Below are 18,665 nucleotides of genomic sequence, written 5' to 3' on the forward strand. Positions count from 1 at the left end.
CAGGCCCCCTTGATCCTCCCAGTAGGGTCGTCCCGTGAGTAACGAACCCATCACGCTGTCCGCGGGCGACGCGGAAGTGACCGTGCGGCCGGACAACGGCGGCCGTGTCGCGGGCCTGCGCGTCGGCGGCACCGAACTCCTCCGCCAGGGCGACCGTTTCGGCTGTTTCCCGATGGTCCCCTGGTGCGGCCGGATCCGTGAGGGCCGGTTCCGCAACGGCGCCGTCTCGCACCAGATGCCGCTCAACGCCCCGCCGCACGCCATCCACGGCACCACCCGCGACGGCGCCTGGCACCCCGCCCGCGTCACCGCCGACGAGGTGGTCCTGACGTACGACCTGGTGGAGCCCTGGCCCTACACCGGCCGGGTCACCCAGGCGATCGCCCTCACGCCGGAGTCCCTGACGCTGACCATGGCCGTCGAGACGTACGACGACTCCTTCCCGGCGCAGATCGGCTGGCACCCGTGGTTCAACCGGAACCTCGGCGGGGCCGACGCGCAGCTCGACTTCAGCCCCGCCTGGCAGGAGGAGCGCGGGGACGACCACCTGCCCACCGGCAACCGGCTCGAGCCCAAGCCCGGCCCCTGGGACGACTGCTTCGGCATGCCCGGCGGGGTCGACGTCACCCTCACCTGGCCGGGGCGGCTGGAGCTGAAGGTCACCAGCCCCGAGGAGTGGGTCGTGGTCTACGACGAGCAGGAGGCCGCCGTCTGCGTGGAGCCGCAGACCGGGCCGCCGAACGGGCTGAACACCCTGCCGCGCCTGGTCACGCCCCTGGAGCCGCTGGAGGCCACGACGACCTGGCGCTGGAGGCGGCTCTAAGCTGGCCGGTATGACGACGGACGTGCGCGGCGCGCTGCTGCAGCAGATCAAGGACAAGGCCGTGGTGCACGGCAAGGTGACCCTCTCCTCGGGCCTGGAGGCGGACTACTACGTCGACCTGCGCCGCATCACGCTCGACGGCGAGGCCGCCCCGCTGGTCGGCCAGGTGCTGCTGGACCTGACCGCCGAGCTGGACTTCGACGCCGTCGGCGGCCTCACCATGGGCGCCGACCCGGTCGCCGCCGCGATGCTGCACGCCGCCTCCGCTCGGGGCCGCAGGCTGGACGCGTTCGTCGTGCGCAAGACCGCGAAGGCGCACGGCCTGCAGCGGCGGGTCGAGGGCCCGGACATCGCCGGCCGCCGCGTACTGGTCGTCGAGGACACCTCCACCACCGGCGGCTCCCCGCTCACCGCCGTCGAGGCGGTGCGCGAGGCGGGCGCCGAGGTGGTGGCCGTCGCGACGATCGTCGACCGGGCGACCGGCGCCGCGGAGAAGATCCAGGAGGGCGCGGGGGTGCCGTACCTGTACGCGTACTCGAAGGACGAGCTCGATCTGGACTGAGCGCCTCTTAGAGCATCCCGTCCCGTCTGGAAAGATGGGGCCGACGATGACGTCGCACCCAAGGTCTAGGTCAGGGCCGTAAGTACGCAGAACGCCAACCCGCACATACAAGGAGCGGACAGATGCCCATCGCAACCCCCGAGGTCTACAACGAGATGCTCGACCGGGCGAAGGCAGGCAAGTTCGCCTACCCGGCCATCAACGTCACCTCGTCCCAGACCCTGCACGCGGCTCTGCGCGGCTTCGCCGAGGCCGAGAGCGACGGCATCGTCCAGATCTCGACCGGCGGCGCCGAGTTCCTGGGCGGCCAGCACAACAAGGACATGGTCACCGGCGCCGTCGCCCTGGCCGAGTTCGCGCACGTCGTCGCCGCCAAGTACGACGTGACGGTGGCTCTGCACACCGACCACTGCCCGAAGGACAAGCTCGACGGGTACGTCCGTCCGCTGATCGCGGTCTCCGAGGAGCGCGTCGCCCGCGGCGAGAACCCGCTCTTCCAGTCCCACATGTGGGACGGTTCCGCCGAGACCCTCGCCGACAACCTGGCCATCGGCCAGGAGCTGCTCGCCCGCGCCGCCGCCGCGAAGATCATCCTCGAGGTGGAGATCACGCCGACCGGCGGCGAGGAGGACGGCGTCACGCACGAGATCAACGACGAGCTGTACACCACGGTCGACGACGCGATCCGCACCGCCGAGGCGCTGGGCCTGGGCGAGAAGGGCCGCTACCTGCTGGCCGCGTCCTTCGGCAACGTGCACGGCGTGTACAAGCCGGGCAACGTCGTGCTGCGTCCCGAGCTGCTGAAGGAGCTCAACGAGGGCGTCGCCGCCAAGTACGGCCGCCCCGCCGACGCCAAGGTCTTCGACTTCGTCTTCCACGGCGGCTCCGGCTCCACCGAGGAGGAGATCCTGACCGCGCTGGAGAACGGCGTCGTCAAGATGAACATCGACACGGACACGCAGTACGCCTTCACGCGTCCGGTCGCCGACCACATGTTCAAGAACTACGACGGCGTCCTGAAGGTCGACGGCGAGGTCGGTTCGAAGAAGACCTACGACCCGCGGACCTGGGGCAAGCTGGCCGAGGCGTCGATGGCGGCGCGCGTCACCGAGGCCTGCCGGCACCTGCGGTCGGCCGGTACGAAGCTGAAGTAGCACCCCGATTTCACCAGCGGGCCCGGCGCGACAGCGCCGGGCCCGCTGTATACCTGGTGACATGCCCGATGTCCGGCTGGGCTCGTCCCAGGGCAAGTGGATCCTGTTCACCACCGTGCTCGGCTCCAGCATGGCCATGCTGGACTCGACCGTCGTCAACGTCGCCCTGCCGCGCATCGGCCAAGACCTGGACGCCGACCTCGGGGCGCTCCAGTGGACGGTCAACGCGTACATGCTCACGCTGGCCGGGCTGATCCTGCTGGGCGGCTCGCTGGGCGACACCTACGGCCGCCGGAAGGTGTTCGTCATCGGGGTGGTGTGGTTCGCGGCGGCCTCGCTGCTGTGCGGGCTCGCCCCGAGCTCCGGGGTGCTGATCGCGGCGCGGGCCCTCCAGGGCGTCGGCGGAGCCCTGCTCACACCGGGTTCGCTGGCCCTCATCCAGGCGTCCTTCCATCCCGACGACCGGGGACGGGGGGTCGGCCTGTGGTCGGGCTTCGGCGGCATCGGCGCGGCCGTCGGCCCCTTCGTCGGCGGCTGGCTGGTGGACGGCCCCGGCTGGCGCTGGGTCTTCCTGCTCAACGTCCCGCTCGCCCTCGTGTGCGTGCCGGTGGCCCTGCGGCACGTGCCGGAATCGGCCGACGGCCGGGCCCATGGCCGCTTCGACGTGCTCGGCGCGACCCTGGGCGCGCTGGCGCTGGCCCTGGTGACGTACGCCCTGATCGAGGCCACGCAAGGCACCCTCGTGGTCGCCGTGACGGCGATCGCGGGCGTGGCGGCGGGCGTCGCCTTCGTGTACGTCGAGAGGCACCGCCCGGACCCGATGATGCCGCCGGACGTCTTCGCCTCGCGCCAGTTCACGGCGGTCAACGCGGTCACCGTGTGCGTGTACGCGGCCTTCGCGGGCTTCTTCTTCCTCGCCGCGCTCCAGCTCCAGGTGGTGTCCGGCTACTCGGCCCTGGCCGCCGGCACGGCCCTGCTGCCGACCACGGCGCTGATGCTGCTGTTCTCCGCCCGCTCCGGCGAACTGGGCGAACGCATCGGCCCCCGCATTCCGCTCACCGTCGGTCCGCTGCTGTGCGCGGCGGGCGTGCTGCTGATGCTGCGGGTGGGGCCGGACGCCTCGTACCTGACGGACGTCCTGCCGGCCCTGCTGGTGCTGGGCCTGGGCATGGTCACCCTGGTGGCCCCGCTCACCGCCACGGTCCTGGCCTCCGTCGACGCGACGCGGGCCGGCCTGGCGAGCGGCATCAACAACGCGGCGGCGCGGGCGGCGGGCCTGCTGGCGGTCGCCGCGCTGCCCCTGCTGGCGGGCATGGGTCCGGAGGCGTACCGCTCGCCGGTCGCCTTCGACGCGGCGTTCGGGCGGGCGATGGTGGTGTGCGCGGTCGTCCTGGTGGCCGGGTCGGCGCTGGCCTTCGCGTTCGTACGCCGGCCTGCTCCGGGCTGCGAGCGGCCCGAGTGCCGCAGGCACGGAAACGTGATCGCACCGCCACTGGAGCGCCCGCGGCACGGGTAGGCAACGGCGACCGCTCCTGCGGTGGCGCGTGGTGGCCGGGGCGGCCGGGGTGCGGCTGGGCGACCGGCGTTGCTCCCGTTGCGCCGCGATGCACCAGACTGGGAGCCATGACGATTCACGAGAACCTCCTCGGGGGGCCGCCCCCGACCCACCTCCCCGACGACCCGGAGCCGCGTGAGCTGCTCGCGAACGGGACCGCGCCCACCGAGGTCGCGGCGAAGCACCCGACGTCCTCGCTGGCCTGGGCCCAGCTGGCCGACGAGGCGTTCGAACGGGGCAGCGTCGTGGAGTCGTACGCCTATGCCCGTACGGGCTACCACCGCGGTCTGGACGCCCTGCGCCGCAACGGCTGGAAGGGCCACGGGCCCGTGCCTTGGGAGCACGAGCCGAACCGCGGCTTCCTGCGCGCGCTGCACGCCCTTGCCCGCGCTGCGGGCGCGATCGGCGAGCAGGAGGAGTACGAGCGCTGCACCCAGTTCCTGAAGGACTCGTCGCCGACGGCGGCGCAGACCCTCGGTTAGCCGTGCGTCCCGCGGGCCCGCCTGTGATCAGGCGGGCCTTGCGATGTTCCGGGGCATCCCTGAATATGCCTGGTGGGGACCGGGGCCCCCGTGTCGATAACGGCAGGGGCGGACCGCTACCCGGAGTTACAACAGGAGACAGCGATGTCCCATGAGGCTCACGAAAAGCAGGAGCCCGAGACCCCGCATCTCGATTTCGAGGGCACGACGCCGTACGAGGACTACGTCAGGGCGGACGTGCTCACCCATCTCCAGCACACCCTCTCCGACGATCCCGCGGAGATGGTCTTCCTGGTCACCACCCAGGTCATGGAGCTGTGGTTCACGGTCGTCGTGCACGAGTGGGAGACCGCGGCGAAGGCGCTGCGCGAGGACGACGTGCCGGTGGCGGTGGCGGCGCTGAAACGATCCGTCCGCGAGCTGGAGGCGCTGAACGCCTCCTGGAAGCCGCTCGGGCAGCTGACGCCGGCCCAGTTCAACTCGTACCGCTCCGCCCTCGGCGAGGGCTCCGGATTCCAGTCGGCGATGTACCGGCGGATGGAGTTCCTGCTCGGGGAGAAGTCGGCGTCGATGCTGGTGCCGCACCGGGGCGCGCCCCGGGTGCACGCCGAGCTGGAGAAGGCGCTGTACGAGCCGAGCGTGTACGACGAGGTGCTGCGGCTGCTCGCGCGGCGCGGGCATGCCGTCCCGGAGTCCGTGCTGCGACGGGACGTGTCGCAGCGGTACGAGGCGTCGGACGAGGTCGAGAAGGTGTGGGCCGCCCTCTACTCCGGTGACCAGGACGCCGAACTCGTCCGGCTCGGCGAGGCGTTGACCGATGTGGCGGAGCTGGTGTGGCGCTGGCGCAACGACCACCTGGTCGCCACCCGCCGCGCGATGGGCGCCAAGCCCGGCACGGGCGGCTCGGCCGGGGTGGCCTGGCTGGAGAAGCGGGCTCGCAAGAGCGTGTTCCCCGAGCTGTGGACGGCGCGGTCGTATGTCTGAGCCGATGTCCGGACTCTCCGCGCGGGCGGTCACCTCGGACGCCGACGACCCGTTGGCCGGGAAGCGGTCGGCGTTCGTCCTCGACGACGTGGTCTATCTGGACGGGAACTCGCTCGGCGCGCTGCCGGCCGGTGTGCCCGGCCGCGTCGAGGACGTCGTCCGCCGTCAGTGGGGTGAGCTGCGGATCCGTAGCTGGGAGGAGAGCGGCTGGTGGACCGCGCCCGAGCGGATCGGCGACCGGATCGCCCCGCTGGTCGGCGCGGCTCCCGGGCAGATCGTCGTCGGCGACTCGACCAGCGTGAACGTCTTCAAGGCGCTGGTGGCGGCGGTGCGGATCGCCGGTGACGGCCGGGACGAGATCCTCGTGGACGCCACCACCTTCCCCACGGACGGGTACATCGCCGAGTCGGCGGCACGGATGACGGGGTGCTCGCTGCGGGCGGTGACGCCGGCCGAGGTGCCGGGCGCGCTGTCCGGGCGGACGGCCGCGGTGCTGCTGAACCACGTCGACTACCGGACGGGCCGGTTGTACGACCTGCCCGGACTGACCGCCACGGTGCGCGCGGCGGGCGCGGTGGCCGTGTGGGACCTGTGCCACAGCGCGGGCGCGCTGCCCGTGGGGCTGGACGAGCACGGGGTGGACCTGGCGGTCGGGTGCACGTACAAGTACCTCAACGGCGGGCCGGGTTCACCGGCCTACCTGTATGTGCGCGCCGGTCTGCAGGACCGCTTCGACTCGCCGCTGCCGGGCTGGAACTCGCACGTGGAGCCCTTCGGGATGCGCGGTGCGTACGAGCCGGCGTCGGGTGCGCTGCGCGGGCGGGTCGGTACGCCGGACATCCTCTCGATGCTGGCCCTGGAGGCGGCGCTGGAGGTGTGGGACGGCGTCTCCATCGAGGCCGTGCGCGAGAAGTCCCTCGCTCTGACGGACTTCTTCCTGGAGTGCGTGGCGGAGTACGTGCCGCGCGGGCGGGTGGAGTCGGTGACCCCGGTCGCCCACGAGGAGCGAGGCAGCCAGGTCGCGCTGCGGTGCCCGGACGCCGGGGACGTCATGAAGCGGCTGATCGAACGGGGCGTCGTCGGCGACTTCCGCGCCCCGGACGTCCTGCGCTTCGGCTTCACGCCGCTGTACGTGGGGTTCGTGGACGTCGAGCGGGCGGCGCGGGTGCTGGCGGAGGAGCTGCGCTAACCGGTGTACACCCCCGCCGCGGCAGCCGCATGCGCGGCCCGCGCGGCGCGCTCGGCGTCGGGGGCGTCGGGGACCACCCCGGTCGTCAGCAACTGGTGGTGGAGGGGTGCCGACACCGCCCGTACGACCGTCTCCGCGTCCGTGCCCTTCGGCAACTCGCCCCTGGCGACGGCCTCTTCCACGCACGGCGCCCACTCCGCGACCCGCACCTCGTAGAACCGCTGCAACGCCTGCGCCGTACGTTCGTCGCAGGTCGCGGCGGCGATGACGGCGCAGAACAGCGCACCCTGCCGGGGGTCCGCCAACGTTCGCCGGACCAGTGCCGCGTTGGCCCGCAGGTCGCCCAGCGCGGATCCGGTCTCCTCCCTCGGGAGCGACTGCTCGGCCATGTCGGCGAGCAGGTCGGCGACCGGACCCGCCACCGGGCCCCACCGGCGGTGGACGGTCGTCTTGCCCACTTCCGCGCGGCGGGCGATGTCCGCGAGGTCGAGATGAGCGAATCCCTGTTCGGTCAGGACGTCCCCAGCCACCCGCAGGACGGCTGCACGCACGCGCGTGCGGTGCGCCCGCCGGGCTGGACCCCCTCACCCAGCGTGACATCCCCGTGCAGCCGCACGTCACCGGCCTGATACCGTCCCCGCCAACGGCCGATTTCCTCCCTGGTCCGCCAAACCCGTTTCGTCGCTGAGAGGTTGGAGCATGCCGGACGACGCCGCAGCAGCCCGGGCCGCCGCCGAGGAGGAGTCCGCCTTCTCGCATCCGGCCGTGGCCCCCGACGCCACGGCCGCGTACGGCGACCACCCCGACCAGGTGATCGACTTCTACGCCCCGCGCGGTACCGAGCCCGCGGGACCCGCCTTCCCCGCCCCGCTGGTCGTCGTGCTGCACGGTGGCGCGTGGCGCGCGCCGTACGACCGCCGGCACGTCAGCCCGTTCGCGGACTTCCTGGCCCGCCGGGGGTTCGCCGTGGCGAGTGTCGAGTACCGGCGGGGAGCCGGGATACCGGGCGGGGACGCCGGGTCGGCCGCGCGTTCGGTAGCTGGTCGCTGGCCGGAGACCTTCGACGACGTCGCCGCCGCGTTGGACGCGCTTCCCGCGCTCGTACGGGAGGTCCTGCCGCAGGCCGACTCCCGCCGCATGGTGATCACCGGTCACTCGGCGGGCGCGCAGCTGGCGTTGTGGGCGGCCGCCCGGCACGTTCTCCCGGCGGACGCGCCCTGGCGCACGGACCGGCCCGCGCCGCTGCGGGGCGTGGTGGCCCTGGCCCCGATCGCCGACTTCGCGGTCGCCGAGAAGCTCGACGTGTGCGGCGGAGCGGCACGTCAACTCCTCGGTGGCGAGGAGCACTTCGCGGAGCGCCGGCCGTACGCCGACCCGGCGCTCCTGCTGCCGACCGGCATCGCGACGACGCTGGTCCAGGGGCGTACGGACAGGGACGTCCCGCAGGCCGTCGCCGAGTCGTACGCGGACGCGGCGGCGAAGGCCGGGGAGGTGGTGGGGCTGACGCTGCTGGAGGACGTCGGTCACTTCCCGTTGATCGATCCGGCGGCGGACGCCTGCGCGGTCGTGGCGGAGGAGATCGCGCAGTTGGCCTGGTGAGTGCCCCTCATGCCGGCAATGGTGAGCCCTCTGATGTCCTAGGGGCGAGCCCCTCTCATACCCGTAATACCTGAGAGCCATCTGCCGGAAGAGCTCCCTGGCGGGACGCGGGTGGCGGCGGCCGCGCTGCTGCTCACGGGGGCGTCGGTGACGCGCTGCTCGCGCCGGGCATCACACGGCGGCTGATCGCCGAGTTCTCCCGGCTGGACGGGTCGCCCCGTGCGCCGCTGAAGGAGCGCGTCGGTGATCTGACCGAACGGGAGACGGAGGTGCTCGCGCTCATCGCCCGGGGCCTGTCGAACGCGGAGATCGCCCAGCGCCTGGTGGTGGCCGAACAGACGGTCAAGACTCACGTCGGCCGCATCCTGGTCAAACTGGGCCTCCGTGACCGTACGCAGGCGGCGGTCTTCGCGTACGAGTCGGGCCTGGTCCGGCCCTCCGGCTACTGAGGAATGTGAAAGGAACGGCGCCGCAGAGGCGCGGGGGAGCACCGGGGGTACCGGGAAGCACCGGGAAGCACCGGGTGGCACCTGAGACCGCCCTGACGGGACCCGTAGTACTTGAGAGGGACCCCGAACGACCCCTCTCACTGGTGACGACCGCGACCCCGGCCCGGCCGTACCGTGTCGAACGTGACCGAGACGACCCAGACGCACAGGCCGCCGACGCCGCCGGGCGGTGCCACGGCGCGCAGCCCCGAGTTCCGGCTGGCCCTGGACGCCCTGCGCGGGCTGCGCCAGGACCTGTTCCACGACGCCTTCGCCTACCGGCCGCTGCCCCGCCGAAGCGTCGACGGCCCCGTGAGCCGCCGGCTCGGGGGCCGGGCGCGGCAGTACGCGGCGTGGACGCCGCACGCGGTGGTGGTGTCGGCGGGACTGCTGGCGATGCTCGTCGGGTACGAGTCGAGCCGCGGCGAGAACCTCAGCCTGTTCGTCGGCCTCCTCGCGCTGGCCCCGGTCCTGCTGACCCTCGTCCGACCGGTCGGCGCCTTCTGGGCCTCCCTGGTCGCGACCCCGGTCTCCGGCATGTTCTACGGCGGGTGGTACGAGTGGCCGTGGCCGCCCGGCAGCTTCGTGGCGCACCTGACGGTGCTGACGGTCGTCGCCGTGCGCACCCGGCCCCGTACGGCCGCGTGGATGTGGGTGCTGACCCTGGTCTACGGGCTCTTCGCGGACGCCGTCCTGAGCGCGGGCTACTACGACACCAACACCGGCCCGATGCTGATCCTGTCGGCGATCATCCTGCTGTTCGTCGCGGTGCTGCACGTGCGCCGGGAGGCGAGGCAGGAGGTGACCGCCCAGCAGACGGTGACCGAACACGAGCGTTCCCGCCGCACGCTGCTGGAGGAGCGCACGACGATCGCCCGCGAACTGCACGACGTCGTCGCCCACCACATGTCGGTCGTCGCGATCCAGGCGGAGGCGGCGCCCTACCGGGTGGAGAACCCGCCGCCGGAGCTGGAGCGCGCCTTCGCCACCATCCGGGAGAACGCGGTGGCGGCCCTGACCGAGCTGCGCCGCGTCCTGGGCGTCGTGCGCGCCGAGGACTACGAGGCGCCCGAGGCCCCGCAGCCCACGCTCGTCGACCTGGACGCGCTGCTCGCCAACGTGCGCGACGCGGGCCTGACCGTCGACAAGACGGTGACCGGAGCCGTGCGGGAGCTCACGCAGGGCGTGGAGCTGTCTGCCTACCGGATAGTCCAGGAAGCGCTGAGCAACACCCTGCGGCACGCGCCCGGCGCGACCGCCCGCGTCGAGATCGGCTACGTCCTCGGCGGTCTGGGCCTGCGCATAGTCAACGGCCCGCCCCCGCACCCGGCCCTGGTCAAGCCCTCGCCCGGCGCCGGCCACGGCATCACGGGGATGCGCGAGCGCGTCACCATGCTGAACGGCGAGATGACGGCGGGCCCCACGGACGAGGGCGGCTACGAGGTGACGGTGTTCCTGCCGGCGGCCACGGTGAGCGAAGGTGAGGCATGACCATCCGCGTCCTGGTCGCCGACGACCAGATGATGGTCCGCGAGGGCTTCTCGGTGCTGCTGAACGCGATGCCGGACATCGAGGTCGTCGGTGAGGCGGTCAACGGCCGGGAGGCGCTCGAGAAGGTCCGCGAACTGGCCCCGGACGTCGTGCTGATGGACATCCGGATGCCCGAGCTGAACGGCATCGAGGCGACCCGGGAGATCATCGCGGCGGACGGCACCGCGAAGGTGCTGGTGCTGACCACCTTCGACCTGGACGAGTACGTGTACCAGGCGCTGCGGGCGGGAGCCTCCGGCTTCCTCCTGAAGGACGCCTCGGCGCGGCAGCTCGCCGACGGGGTGCGGGTGGTGGCGTCCGGCGAGGCCCTGCTGGCCCCGTCCGTCACCAGACGGCTGATCACGGAGTTCTCGAAGCTGTCCGAGGCACCGGGCATACCGGCCACCGCGCAGGCGGCGTACGGGGACCTGACCGAGCGGGAGACGGAGGTACTGGTGCTGATCGCCCAGGGCCTGTCGAACTCGGAGATCGCCGGGCGGCTGGTGGTCGCCGAGTCGACGATCAAGACCCACGTCAGCCGCATCCTGGTCAAGCTGGGGCTGAGGGACCGCACGCAGGCGGCGGTGTTCGCGTACGAGGCGCGGTTGGTCACGCCGGGCTGAGCGGCCGGCCCGCCTACGGGACACCCCTGGTCGGACGGCGGGGTCCCGAGCTAGCGTCCGGTCATGGCACCTGCTTGCGACCTCGCCTTCGACCCGTGGGACCCGGCGTTCCTGGCCGACCCGTACCCCGCCTACGCGGAGCTGCGCTCCCGGGGCCGTGTGCTGTACTTCGCGCCCACGGACCAGTGGCTGGTCCCCCACCACGCGGACGTCTCGGCGCTGCTGCGCGACCGGCGCCTGGGCCGGACCTACCAGCACCGGTTCACGCACGAGGACTTCGGCCGGACCCCGCCCCCGCCGGAGCACGAGCCGTTCCACACGCTGAACGACCACGGGATGCTGGATCTGGAGCCGCCGGACCACACGCGGATCCGGCGCCTGGTGTCGAAGGCGTTCACCCCGCGCACGGTGGAGCGGCTGAAGCCCTACGTCGAAGCGCTGGCCGGCGATCTCGTCACGGCGCTGGTCGAGGCGGGCGGCGGGGACCTGCTGACGGACGTGGCGGAACCCCTCCCGGTCGCGGTGATCGCCGAGATGCTCGGCATCCCCGAGGCGGACCGGGCCCCGCTGCGCCCCTGGTCGGCGGACATCTGCGGGATGTACGAGCTGAACCCGTCGCAGGAGACGGCACAGAAGGCGGTGCGGGCCTCCGTCGAATTCTCCGACTACCTGCGGGAGCTGATCGCCGAGCGCCGCAAGGAGCCCGGCGACGACCTCGTCTCCGGTCTGATCGCGGCGCACGACGAGGGCGACCGGCTGACCGAGCAGGAGATGATCTCGACGGCGGTGCTGCTGCTGAACGCGGGTCACGAGGCGACGGTGAACGCCACCGTCAACGGCTGGTGGGCGCTGTTCCGAAACCCGGACCAGCTGGCGGCCCTCCGCGCCGACCACTCCCTCGTCCCCGCCGCCGTCGAGGAGCTGATGCGCTACGACACCCCGCTCCAGCTCTTCGAACGGTGGGTGCTGGACGAGATCGAGATCGACGGCACGACGATCCCCCGGGGCGCGGAGATCGCGATGCTCTTCGGCTCCGCGAACCACGACGAGGAGGTCTTCGCCCGGCCCGCCCGCCTGGACCTCACCCGCGGGGACAACCCGCACATTTCCTTCAGCGCCGGCATCCACTACTGCATCGGCGCACCGCTGGCCCGGATCGAGCTGGCGGCGTCGATGCGGGCGCTGCTGGAGAAGGCACCGACCCTGCGGCTGGCGGCGGAACCGCAGCGGAAGCCGAACTTTGTGATCCGCGGGCTGGAAGGGCTGAGCGTCGAAACCCCTTGATCACTCGTTTGGATGATCACCGAGTCATTCCGATCGATGGTCGTCGGCGGCTCGTCAAGCTGGTGCGTGCCTGCGGAGGGAGGCACCATGACGGTTATGGCAGAGCGCGCGTCGTCCCAGTTGTCGGTGGACATGTTCGAGCGGATCGCCGCATTCGCCGCCCGTGAGGACGAGACCGTCAGGTTCGAGTTCATGGAGGGACGGATCGGACTCAAAAAGGTGACTGACAGCAACCACGGCGCGATCATCATGTGGCTGATCCGCCAGTGCATGCAGGCCCGGCCCGAACTCGACCTGAACCCCACGCAGGGGCTGAAGGCGGAGGCCTACCGAATAGGGCGCGCCCTGCCCGACGCCGTGCTTGCTCCTGTCGATCACTTCGTCGGTCAGGGCGATTGGGCCGATCCTCAGGGCGCACTCATGGTGGTCGAGATCACGTCGTACGACTCGGACACGCACCGCCGGGATCGTGTGGAGAAGCCTCGCGCCTACGCTCAGGCAGGAATCCCCGTCTACATGCTGATCGACCGGGAGAACTTCGCGGTGCTCGTGCACAGTGACCCCGCTCCGGAGGGCAGGTACCGGGACATCCATACGGTGACGATCGGCGCCAAGGTCACCCTCCCGGCCCCCGTCAACATCGGTCTCGACACCGAGGGACTCAAGAAGTACCTCGACTGAGCCGACCGTCAGCTGCTGATCACATCCCGCCTCCGCAACCCCGCCAGCCCCCCGGCGACCAACACCACGGCCAGCCCGGTCAGCACCAGCACCGGCCCCCACTCCATCTCCCCGCCCGGCAGCTTCGGCAGATGGCCGAACGGCGACACGTCCAGCACCGCCTGCGGTACGTCCAGCGCGGGCCCGACCCAGCCGATCAGCAGCACCGCCCCGGCGACTCCCCACGCCCCCATCGCCACCCGCGGCGACATCCCGTGCAGCAGCACCGCGACCCCGCCGACCACCCAGATCGCCGGCAGCTGCACCAGGCAGGCGCCCAGGATCGGCCCGAACTTCTGGCCGTATCCGAGTCCCAGGCCCACCCCGGCGAGCAGCATCAGCAGCACGGACCCGCCGAAGGCCACGACCAGGTGCCCGGCCGCCCAGCGCAGCCGGCTCACCGCGCCCGCCAGCACCGGTTCCGCCCGCCCCGACGTCTCCTCGCCGTGCAGCCGCAGCACCGACGCCACGACGTACAGCGCGGCGACCAGGCCGAGCATCCCCACCATCGCCGCGAGGAACGCGTCCGTCAGGCCGGACTGGCCGCCCATGCGCTGGAAGATCTCCCGGGCGCTGTCGTTGGCGCCGACGAGGTCGGCCGCGCCCTCCGTCATCCCGCCGTACACCACACCGGCGAGGAGGAAGCCGATGCTCCAGCCGAGCACACCGCCCCGCTGCAGGCGCCAGGCCAGCGCCCCGGCCGTGCCCAGCCGCCCCTCGGCCGGTCCCGGCCGGCCGGGCAGGAAGCTCATGCCGACGTCCCGCCGCCCGGCGAGCCCGTACGCCACCGCCCCCTGCGCCACCGCCGCCCCGGCGAACAGCAGCAGTACCCACCATCGTTCGTCCGCGAACGACCGCAGGTTCTCCAGCCAGCCGAGCGGCGACACCCAGGTCAGCACCGACGAACCGTCGTCCGTCGCCGAGTCGCCCGCCGCACGCAGCACGAAGGCCGCGCCGAGCAGCCCGGCCGTCAGTCCCCGGGCCAGGCGCGCGCTCTCGGTGAACTGGGCGACGATCGCCGCCATCGTCGCGAAGACCATGCCGACGCCGGCGATCCCGAGGCCGAAGGCCACTGCCCCGCCGGCGCCCTGACCGGCCAGGCCGCCGATGACCAGCAGCGCGAGCACGGCGTTGGCGACCGCCGCCGCCAGCAGCGCGGCCGTCAGCGGGGCGCGGCGGCCCACCGTCCCGGCCGAGATCATCTCCTGCCGGCCGCTCTCCTCCTCGTCCCGCGTGTGCCGTACGACGACGAGCAGGCTCATCACCGCGGCGAGCGCACCGGCGTAGACGCCGACGCGCCACGCGGTCAGCGCGCCGAGGGAGTCGTCGAAGACCGGGCCGATCATGGCGCGCAGGGAGGCGTTGGTCTCCATCTGGCGGACCAGGTCGGCGCGTTCGGCGGCGGTGCCGTACAGGCCCTGGAGGGTGTTCGGCATGGACAGCACCATCAGGGCGGTCACGCCGGCCCAGATCGGGATCAGGGCCCGGTCGCGGCGCAGCGCGAAGCGCAGCAGCGTGCCGGTACCGGCCAGTTGACGGGACCCCGTGCCCCGTACGGCGAAGGCCGTGGCGGTCATCGCGCGGCCACCCCGCTCCTGTCGCCGGGGTCGCCGGCCCCGGCGGTCCCGTCGCTCTCGTCCTGGTAGTGCCGCAGGAACAGCTCCTCCAGCGTGGGCGGCGTCGAGGTCAGGGACCGCACGCCGGAGTCGCTGAGGGACTTCAGCACGTCGTTCAGCTTGTCGGTGTCGACCTGGAGCCGGACGCGGCGGCCCTGTACGTCGAGGCCGTGCACGCCGGGCAGGTGCGACAGCCCGTTGGGCGGCCCGGCCAGCTCGGCGGTCACGCTGGTGCGGGTCAGGTGGCGCAGGTCGGCGAGGGAACCGGTCTCCACCGTCCGGCCCTTGCGGATGATGCTCACCCGGTCGCACAGCTCCTCGACCTCGCTGAGGATGTGGGACGAGAGCAGGATCGTCCGCCCGCGCTCGCGCTCCTCGGCCACGCACCGCTGGAAGACCTCCTCCATCAACGGGTCGAGGCCCGACGTCGGCTCGTCCAGGATCAGCAGGTCGACGTCCGAGGCGAACGCGGCGACGAGGGCGACCTTCTGCCGGTTGCCCTTGGAGTACGTGCGGCCCTTCTTGGTCGGGTCCAGCTCGAACCGCTCGACCAGCTCCGTCCGCCGCCGCTCGTCGAGGCCGCCGCGCAGTCTGCCGTACAGGTCGATGACCTCCCCGCCGGAGAGGTTGCGCCACAGGGTCACGTCGCCGGGGACGTACGCGATCCGGCGATGGAGCGCGACGGCGTCCGCCCAGGGGTCGCCCCCCAGGACCTGGGCGGCGCCGGAGTCGGCGCGCAGCAGGCCGAGCAGGACGCGGATGGTGGTGGACTTCCCGGAGCCGTTCGGGCCGAGGAAGCCGTGTACCTCACCGGACTCGACGTCCAGGTCGAGGCCGTCGAGCGCTCGGGTCCGGCCGAAGGACTTGTACAGGCCGGAGACGGTGATTGCCTTCGTCATGACCCACGAACGTACGCGTACTTCAGAAATTTGTGAAGTTAAGGAAGCGTATAAATCGTCGGTACACTCGGGGAGCGGGCGCTGAGCAGGGGAGACGATGCGGGGATGACGGAACCGAGCGGGAGCGCGGGCGAGTGGGCGGACGCCAACGGGGCGAACCGGCGCAGTCCCGAGTCCATCTCCCGTTTCGTCGAGCACTTCGCGGCGCAGATGGTCGAGGCCGGGATGCCGCGGATGCCCTCCCGCGTCTTCGCCGCGCTGCTCGCCTCCGACGCCGGTGCCCTCACCTCCGCCGAGCTGGGCGAACAGCTGCGGATCTCGCCCGCCGCGGTCTCCGGCGCGGTGCGCTACCTCGCGCAGGTGCACATGGTCTCGCGCGAGCGGGAGCCCGGCTCGCGCCGGGAGCGCTACCGGGTGCGCGGGGATCAGTGGTACGAGGCGCTCACCAATCGCGAGGCCGTGCTGAAGCGCTGGGAGGACGCCCTGCGCGACGGCGTCGACAGCCTCGGCCCCGACACCCCGGCGGGCCGCCGGCTCGCCGAGACCCTCGCCTTCTTCGAGTACCTCGAGGGGGAGCTGGCGGCGCTGATGGAACGCTGGCACGCGCACCGGGAGCGACTCTTCGGCCGCGACTGACCCCGCGCCCGGCCACCGTCACGCGACCCCGGTCGACACCGCCCGCCCACCCCGCCCCACCGCCGGCCCCGGGTCGGCACCGACCCGACCGACCGGGGGCCGGCGTACCGCGCCGACAACGCCGTCCCGCCGACGAAGCGCAATGCTCAGGGGTGCGGCAGCATCAGGCCCCAGGCGTCCTGCCGCACCCGCCACGTCCGGGTCCGCACCGGTCCGCTCACCCCGGCGTCCGAGCGGTAGCGGAAGTCCGCTCCCGAGACGGTCACCGTCCGCCCCTCCGCCCGCAGCGGCGTGGCCTCCGCGCCCACCGACAGCGGGCGCACCTCGATCTCCGCCGCGCCGGAGCCGTCGGGAGCGACGGACACGGCCTCGACCGGCTGGTCCAGATCCACCAGGGTCGTCCCGTCGACCTCGATCCGCAGCCGGGCGGGGCCGGGCGCGGACACCGACGCCACCCGCACCGGACGGGCCGCCGCCAGGGTGCGTACGAGGGACTGGCACGTCCGCAGCCAGGGCCCCCGCGCCGATGCGGCGCCGCCCTCGCCCGGCGGGACCGCCGGGATGCGCAGCGCGCCCAGCACCACCCCGTCGCTGTCGTCGACGAGCAGGTCCAGCCGCCGTTCGACCCCCTCCAGCACCGCCCGCGCCGCCGGCACCGCGCTCGTCGGCACCCCCAGTGCCGCCGCGAGCCCGAGGGAGGGCCCCACGGGCACGACCGACAGCACACTTCCGGCCAGCTCCCGCTGCCGGTGCAACTGGGACACCGTGCGCACCAGAGTCCGGTCGTCGCCGATCACCACCGGCCGCCGCGACCCCCTGCGCCGCAGTGCCCGGGCGAACTCCTCCGGTCCGTCCGGCAGGCACACCTTGGTGGCCGCACCCGCGCTGAGCACGTCTTTCGCGATGCGGACGGACTCCCCGTCCGTCCTCCGAGCGACCGGATCGATGATCACCAGCAGCGGATCGGACATCGCGGAAGTCGCCACCTCGGTCATGCCTCGCTTCCTCGGGTAGCATCTTTGTGCAAGAGCCCCTTGCGCTATTGCGCCAGGGGCTTCGTCTATTCCGGGGCACCCGGTCCGACGGTCGCGGCCAACGACGGCCGCGGGGCACGCGGCGGCACGACCCACCGCGTATGCCCCTGACCCTGGACATGCCCCGCCCGGAAGGGGTGTACGCGCGTGCCCGCACTTGTGCTGCTCGGTGCTCAGTGGGGTGACGAAGGCAAGGGAAAGGCGACGGACCTGCTAGGCGGGTCGGTCGACTACGTAGTGCGCTATCAGGGCGGCAACAACGCCGGCCACACCGTCGTCGTCGGCGACCAGAAGTACGCACTGCACCTGCTCCCTTCCGGAATCCTGTCCCCCGGCTGCACGCCGGTCATCGGCAACGGCGTCGTCGTCGACCCGTCTGTCCTGCTCTCCGAGCTGAGCGGGCTGAACGAGCGTGGCGTCGACACGTCCAAGCTCCTGATCAGCGGCAACGCGCACATCATCACGCCGTACAACGTGACGGTGGACAAGGTGACGGAACGCTTCCTCGGAAAGCGCAAGATCGGCACCACCGGCCGCGGCATCGGCCCGACCTACGCGGACAAGATCAACCGCGTCGGCATCCGGGTGCAGGACCTGTACGACGAGTCGATCCTGACCCAGAAGGTCGAGGCGGCGCTCGACGTCAAGAACCAGATCCTCACCAAGCTCTACAACCGCCGCGCGATCGCCGTCGAGCAGGTCGTCGAGGAGCTGCTGGGCTACGCCGGGAAGCTCGCCCCGTACGTCGCCGACACCGTCCTGGTCCTCAACCAGGCGCTGGAGGAGGACAAGGTCGTCCTGTTCGAGGGCGGCCAGGGCACGCTGCTCGACATCGACCACGGCACGTACCCCTTCGTGACGTCGTCGAACCCGACCGCGGGCGGTGCCTGCACGGGCGCCGGTGTCGGCCCCACGAAGATCAGCCGGGTCATCGGCATCCTCAAGGCCTACACGACCCGCGTCGGCGCGGGCCCCTTCCCGACCGAGCTGTTCGACGAGGACGGCGAGGCGCTGCGCCGCATCGGCGGCGAGCGGGGCGTGACCACGGGCCGTGACCGCCGCTGCGGCTGGTTCGACGCGGTGATCGCCCGGTACGCGACCCGCGTGAACGGCCTGACGGACTTCTTCCTCACCAAGCTCGACGTCCTCACCGGCTGGGAGCAGATTCCGGTCTGCGTGGCGTACGAGATCGACGGCCGGCGGGTCGAGGAGCTGCCGTACTCGCAGACGGACTTCCACCACGCGAAGCCGGTCTACGAGATGCTGCCGGGCTGGTCGGAGGACATCAGCAAGGCCAAGTCCTTCTCCGACCTGCCGAAGAACGCCCAGAACTACGTCAAGGCGCTGGAGGAGATGTCCGGCGCCCCGATCTCCGCGATCGGCGTCGGCCCGGGCCGGGACGAGACGATCGAGATCAACTCGTTCCTCTGACCTCGGCCCCTTGACCTCCGGTCATTCACCACTCATCCCCAACTGTTCGGTTCGCG

At 72.1% G+C, this 18,665-nt stretch carries 17 protein-coding genes and 2 pseudogenes; 15 read left to right on the plus strand and 4 right to left on the minus strand.

Annotation, left to right across the window (positions count from 1 at the left end):
* Nucleotides 1-34 precede the first annotated feature (34 nt).
* From IPT68_RS19520 to kynU, 7 genes are all read left to right on the plus strand, one after another.
* Nucleotides 35-823, plus strand: coding sequence for an aldose epimerase family protein (locus tag IPT68_RS19520; RefSeq protein ID WP_189695804.1), 789 nt, complete (start codon nucleotides 35-37; stop codon nucleotides 821-823).
* A gap of 10 nt (nucleotides 824-833) precedes the next feature.
* A complete protein-coding gene (pyrE, locus tag IPT68_RS19525; protein ID WP_189695803.1) occupies nucleotides 834-1,385 on the plus strand; it encodes an orotate phosphoribosyltransferase in 552 nt (183 codons plus the stop codon).
* Between the two features lie 122 nt (nucleotides 1,386-1,507).
* Entirely contained in the window at nucleotides 1,508-2,539 is a 1,032-nt protein-coding gene (gene fbaA, locus IPT68_RS19530) for a class II fructose-bisphosphate aldolase (protein ID WP_189695802.1), read from the plus strand.
* A gap of 61 nt (nucleotides 2,540-2,600) precedes the next feature.
* A complete protein-coding gene (locus IPT68_RS19535; protein ID WP_189695801.1) occupies nucleotides 2,601-4,055 on the plus strand; it encodes an MFS transporter in 1,455 nt (484 codons plus the stop codon).
* Nucleotides 4,056-4,162: 107 nt separating this feature from the next.
* Nucleotides 4,163-4,576 (plus strand): DUF3151 domain-containing protein, encoded by a 414-nt coding sequence (locus IPT68_RS19540; RefSeq protein ID WP_189695800.1) that lies wholly within the window; start codon nucleotides 4,163-4,165, stop codon nucleotides 4,574-4,576.
* A 144-nt stretch (nucleotides 4,577-4,720) separates the two neighbouring features.
* Nucleotides 4,721-5,560 carry a tryptophan 2,3-dioxygenase family protein gene (locus IPT68_RS19545; protein WP_189695799.1) on the plus strand — a complete coding sequence of 280 codons (840 nt, stop codon included), beginning with the start codon at nucleotides 4,721-4,723 and terminating at the stop codon, nucleotides 5,558-5,560.
* A 4-nt stretch (nucleotides 5,561-5,564) separates the two neighbouring features.
* Nucleotides 5,565-6,749, plus strand: a complete 1,185-nt coding sequence (gene kynU / locus IPT68_RS19550) for a kynureninase (RefSeq protein WP_189695798.1) — start codon at nucleotides 5,565-5,567, stop codon at nucleotides 6,747-6,749.
* On the opposite strand, the pseudogene IPT68_RS19555 reads toward kynU, so the two are convergent.
* Nucleotides 6,746-7,341 (minus strand): annotated as a pseudogene (locus tag IPT68_RS19555) (TetR-like C-terminal domain-containing protein). The gene kynU and the pseudogene IPT68_RS19555 overlap by 4 nt on opposite strands.
* 107 nt (nucleotides 7,342-7,448) lie before the next feature.
* Between IPT68_RS19555 and IPT68_RS19560 the strand changes: the two are divergent.
* The 6 genes and pseudogenes from IPT68_RS19560 (at nucleotide 7,449) to IPT68_RS19585 (ending at nucleotide 12,954) form a co-directional block, all read left to right on the plus strand.
* Entirely contained in the window at nucleotides 7,449-8,348 is a 900-nt protein-coding gene (locus tag IPT68_RS19560; protein ID WP_189695796.1) for an alpha/beta hydrolase family protein, read from the plus strand.
* Nucleotides 8,349-8,494: 146 nt separating this feature from the next.
* Nucleotides 8,495-8,797: pseudogene (locus IPT68_RS19565) on the plus strand (response regulator transcription factor); the annotation flags it as partial.
* 183 nt (nucleotides 8,798-8,980) lie between these two features.
* A complete protein-coding gene (locus tag IPT68_RS19570) occupies nucleotides 8,981-10,327 on the plus strand; it encodes a sensor histidine kinase (RefSeq protein ID WP_189695795.1) in 1,347 nt (448 codons plus the stop codon).
* Nucleotides 10,324-10,989 carry a response regulator gene (locus IPT68_RS19575; RefSeq protein WP_189695794.1) on the plus strand — a complete coding sequence of 222 codons (666 nt, stop codon included), beginning with the start codon at nucleotides 10,324-10,326 and terminating at the stop codon, nucleotides 10,987-10,989. The genes IPT68_RS19570 and IPT68_RS19575 overlap by 4 nt, the downstream gene beginning before the upstream one ends.
* Before the next feature lie 63 nt (nucleotides 10,990-11,052).
* Nucleotides 11,053-12,273, plus strand: a complete 1,221-nt coding sequence (locus IPT68_RS19580) for a cytochrome P450 (protein WP_189695793.1) — start codon at nucleotides 11,053-11,055, stop codon at nucleotides 12,271-12,273.
* Nucleotides 12,274-12,360: 87 nt separating this feature from the next.
* A complete protein-coding gene (locus tag IPT68_RS19585; protein WP_189696174.1) occupies nucleotides 12,361-12,954 on the plus strand; it encodes a Uma2 family endonuclease in 594 nt (197 codons plus the stop codon).
* 8 nt (nucleotides 12,955-12,962) lie between these two features.
* Here IPT68_RS19585 and IPT68_RS19590 read toward each other — a convergent pair whose 3' ends face one another.
* Nucleotides 12,963-14,570 carry an ABC transporter permease gene (locus tag IPT68_RS19590; protein WP_189695792.1) on the minus strand — a complete coding sequence of 536 codons (1,608 nt, stop codon included), beginning with the start codon at nucleotides 14,568-14,570 and terminating at the stop codon, nucleotides 12,963-12,965.
* Nucleotides 14,567-15,508, minus strand: coding sequence for an ABC transporter ATP-binding protein (locus tag IPT68_RS19595; protein ID WP_189695791.1), 942 nt, complete (start codon nucleotides 15,506-15,508; stop codon nucleotides 14,567-14,569). The genes IPT68_RS19590 and IPT68_RS19595 overlap by 4 nt, the downstream gene beginning before the upstream one ends.
* Before the next feature lie 105 nt (nucleotides 15,509-15,613).
* On the opposite strand from IPT68_RS19595, the gene IPT68_RS19600 reads away from it, so the two are divergent.
* On the plus strand, nucleotides 15,614-16,144 hold the full coding sequence (locus IPT68_RS19600; RefSeq protein WP_189695790.1) for a GbsR/MarR family transcriptional regulator: 531 nt from the start codon (nucleotides 15,614-15,616) through the stop codon (nucleotides 16,142-16,144).
* A 146-nt stretch (nucleotides 16,145-16,290) separates the two neighbouring features.
* Here IPT68_RS19600 and IPT68_RS19605 read toward each other — a convergent pair whose 3' ends face one another.
* Nucleotides 16,291-17,139: a diacylglycerol kinase family protein gene (locus tag IPT68_RS19605; protein WP_189695789.1), complete on the minus strand. Its 849-nt coding sequence runs from the start codon at nucleotides 17,137-17,139 to the stop codon at nucleotides 16,291-16,293.
* Nucleotides 17,140-17,325: 186 nt separating this feature from the next.
* On the opposite strand from IPT68_RS19605, the gene IPT68_RS19610 reads away from it, so the two are divergent.
* On the plus strand, nucleotides 17,326-18,609 hold the full coding sequence (locus IPT68_RS19610) for an adenylosuccinate synthase (RefSeq protein ID WP_189695788.1): 1,284 nt from the start codon (nucleotides 17,326-17,328) through the stop codon (nucleotides 18,607-18,609).
* Nucleotides 18,610-18,665: the final 56 nt, after the last annotated feature.

This window comes from Streptomyces chromofuscus, assembly GCF_015160875.1.
GTDB classification, from domain to species: domain Bacteria; phylum Actinomycetota; class Actinomycetes; order Streptomycetales; family Streptomycetaceae; genus Streptomyces; species Streptomyces chromofuscus.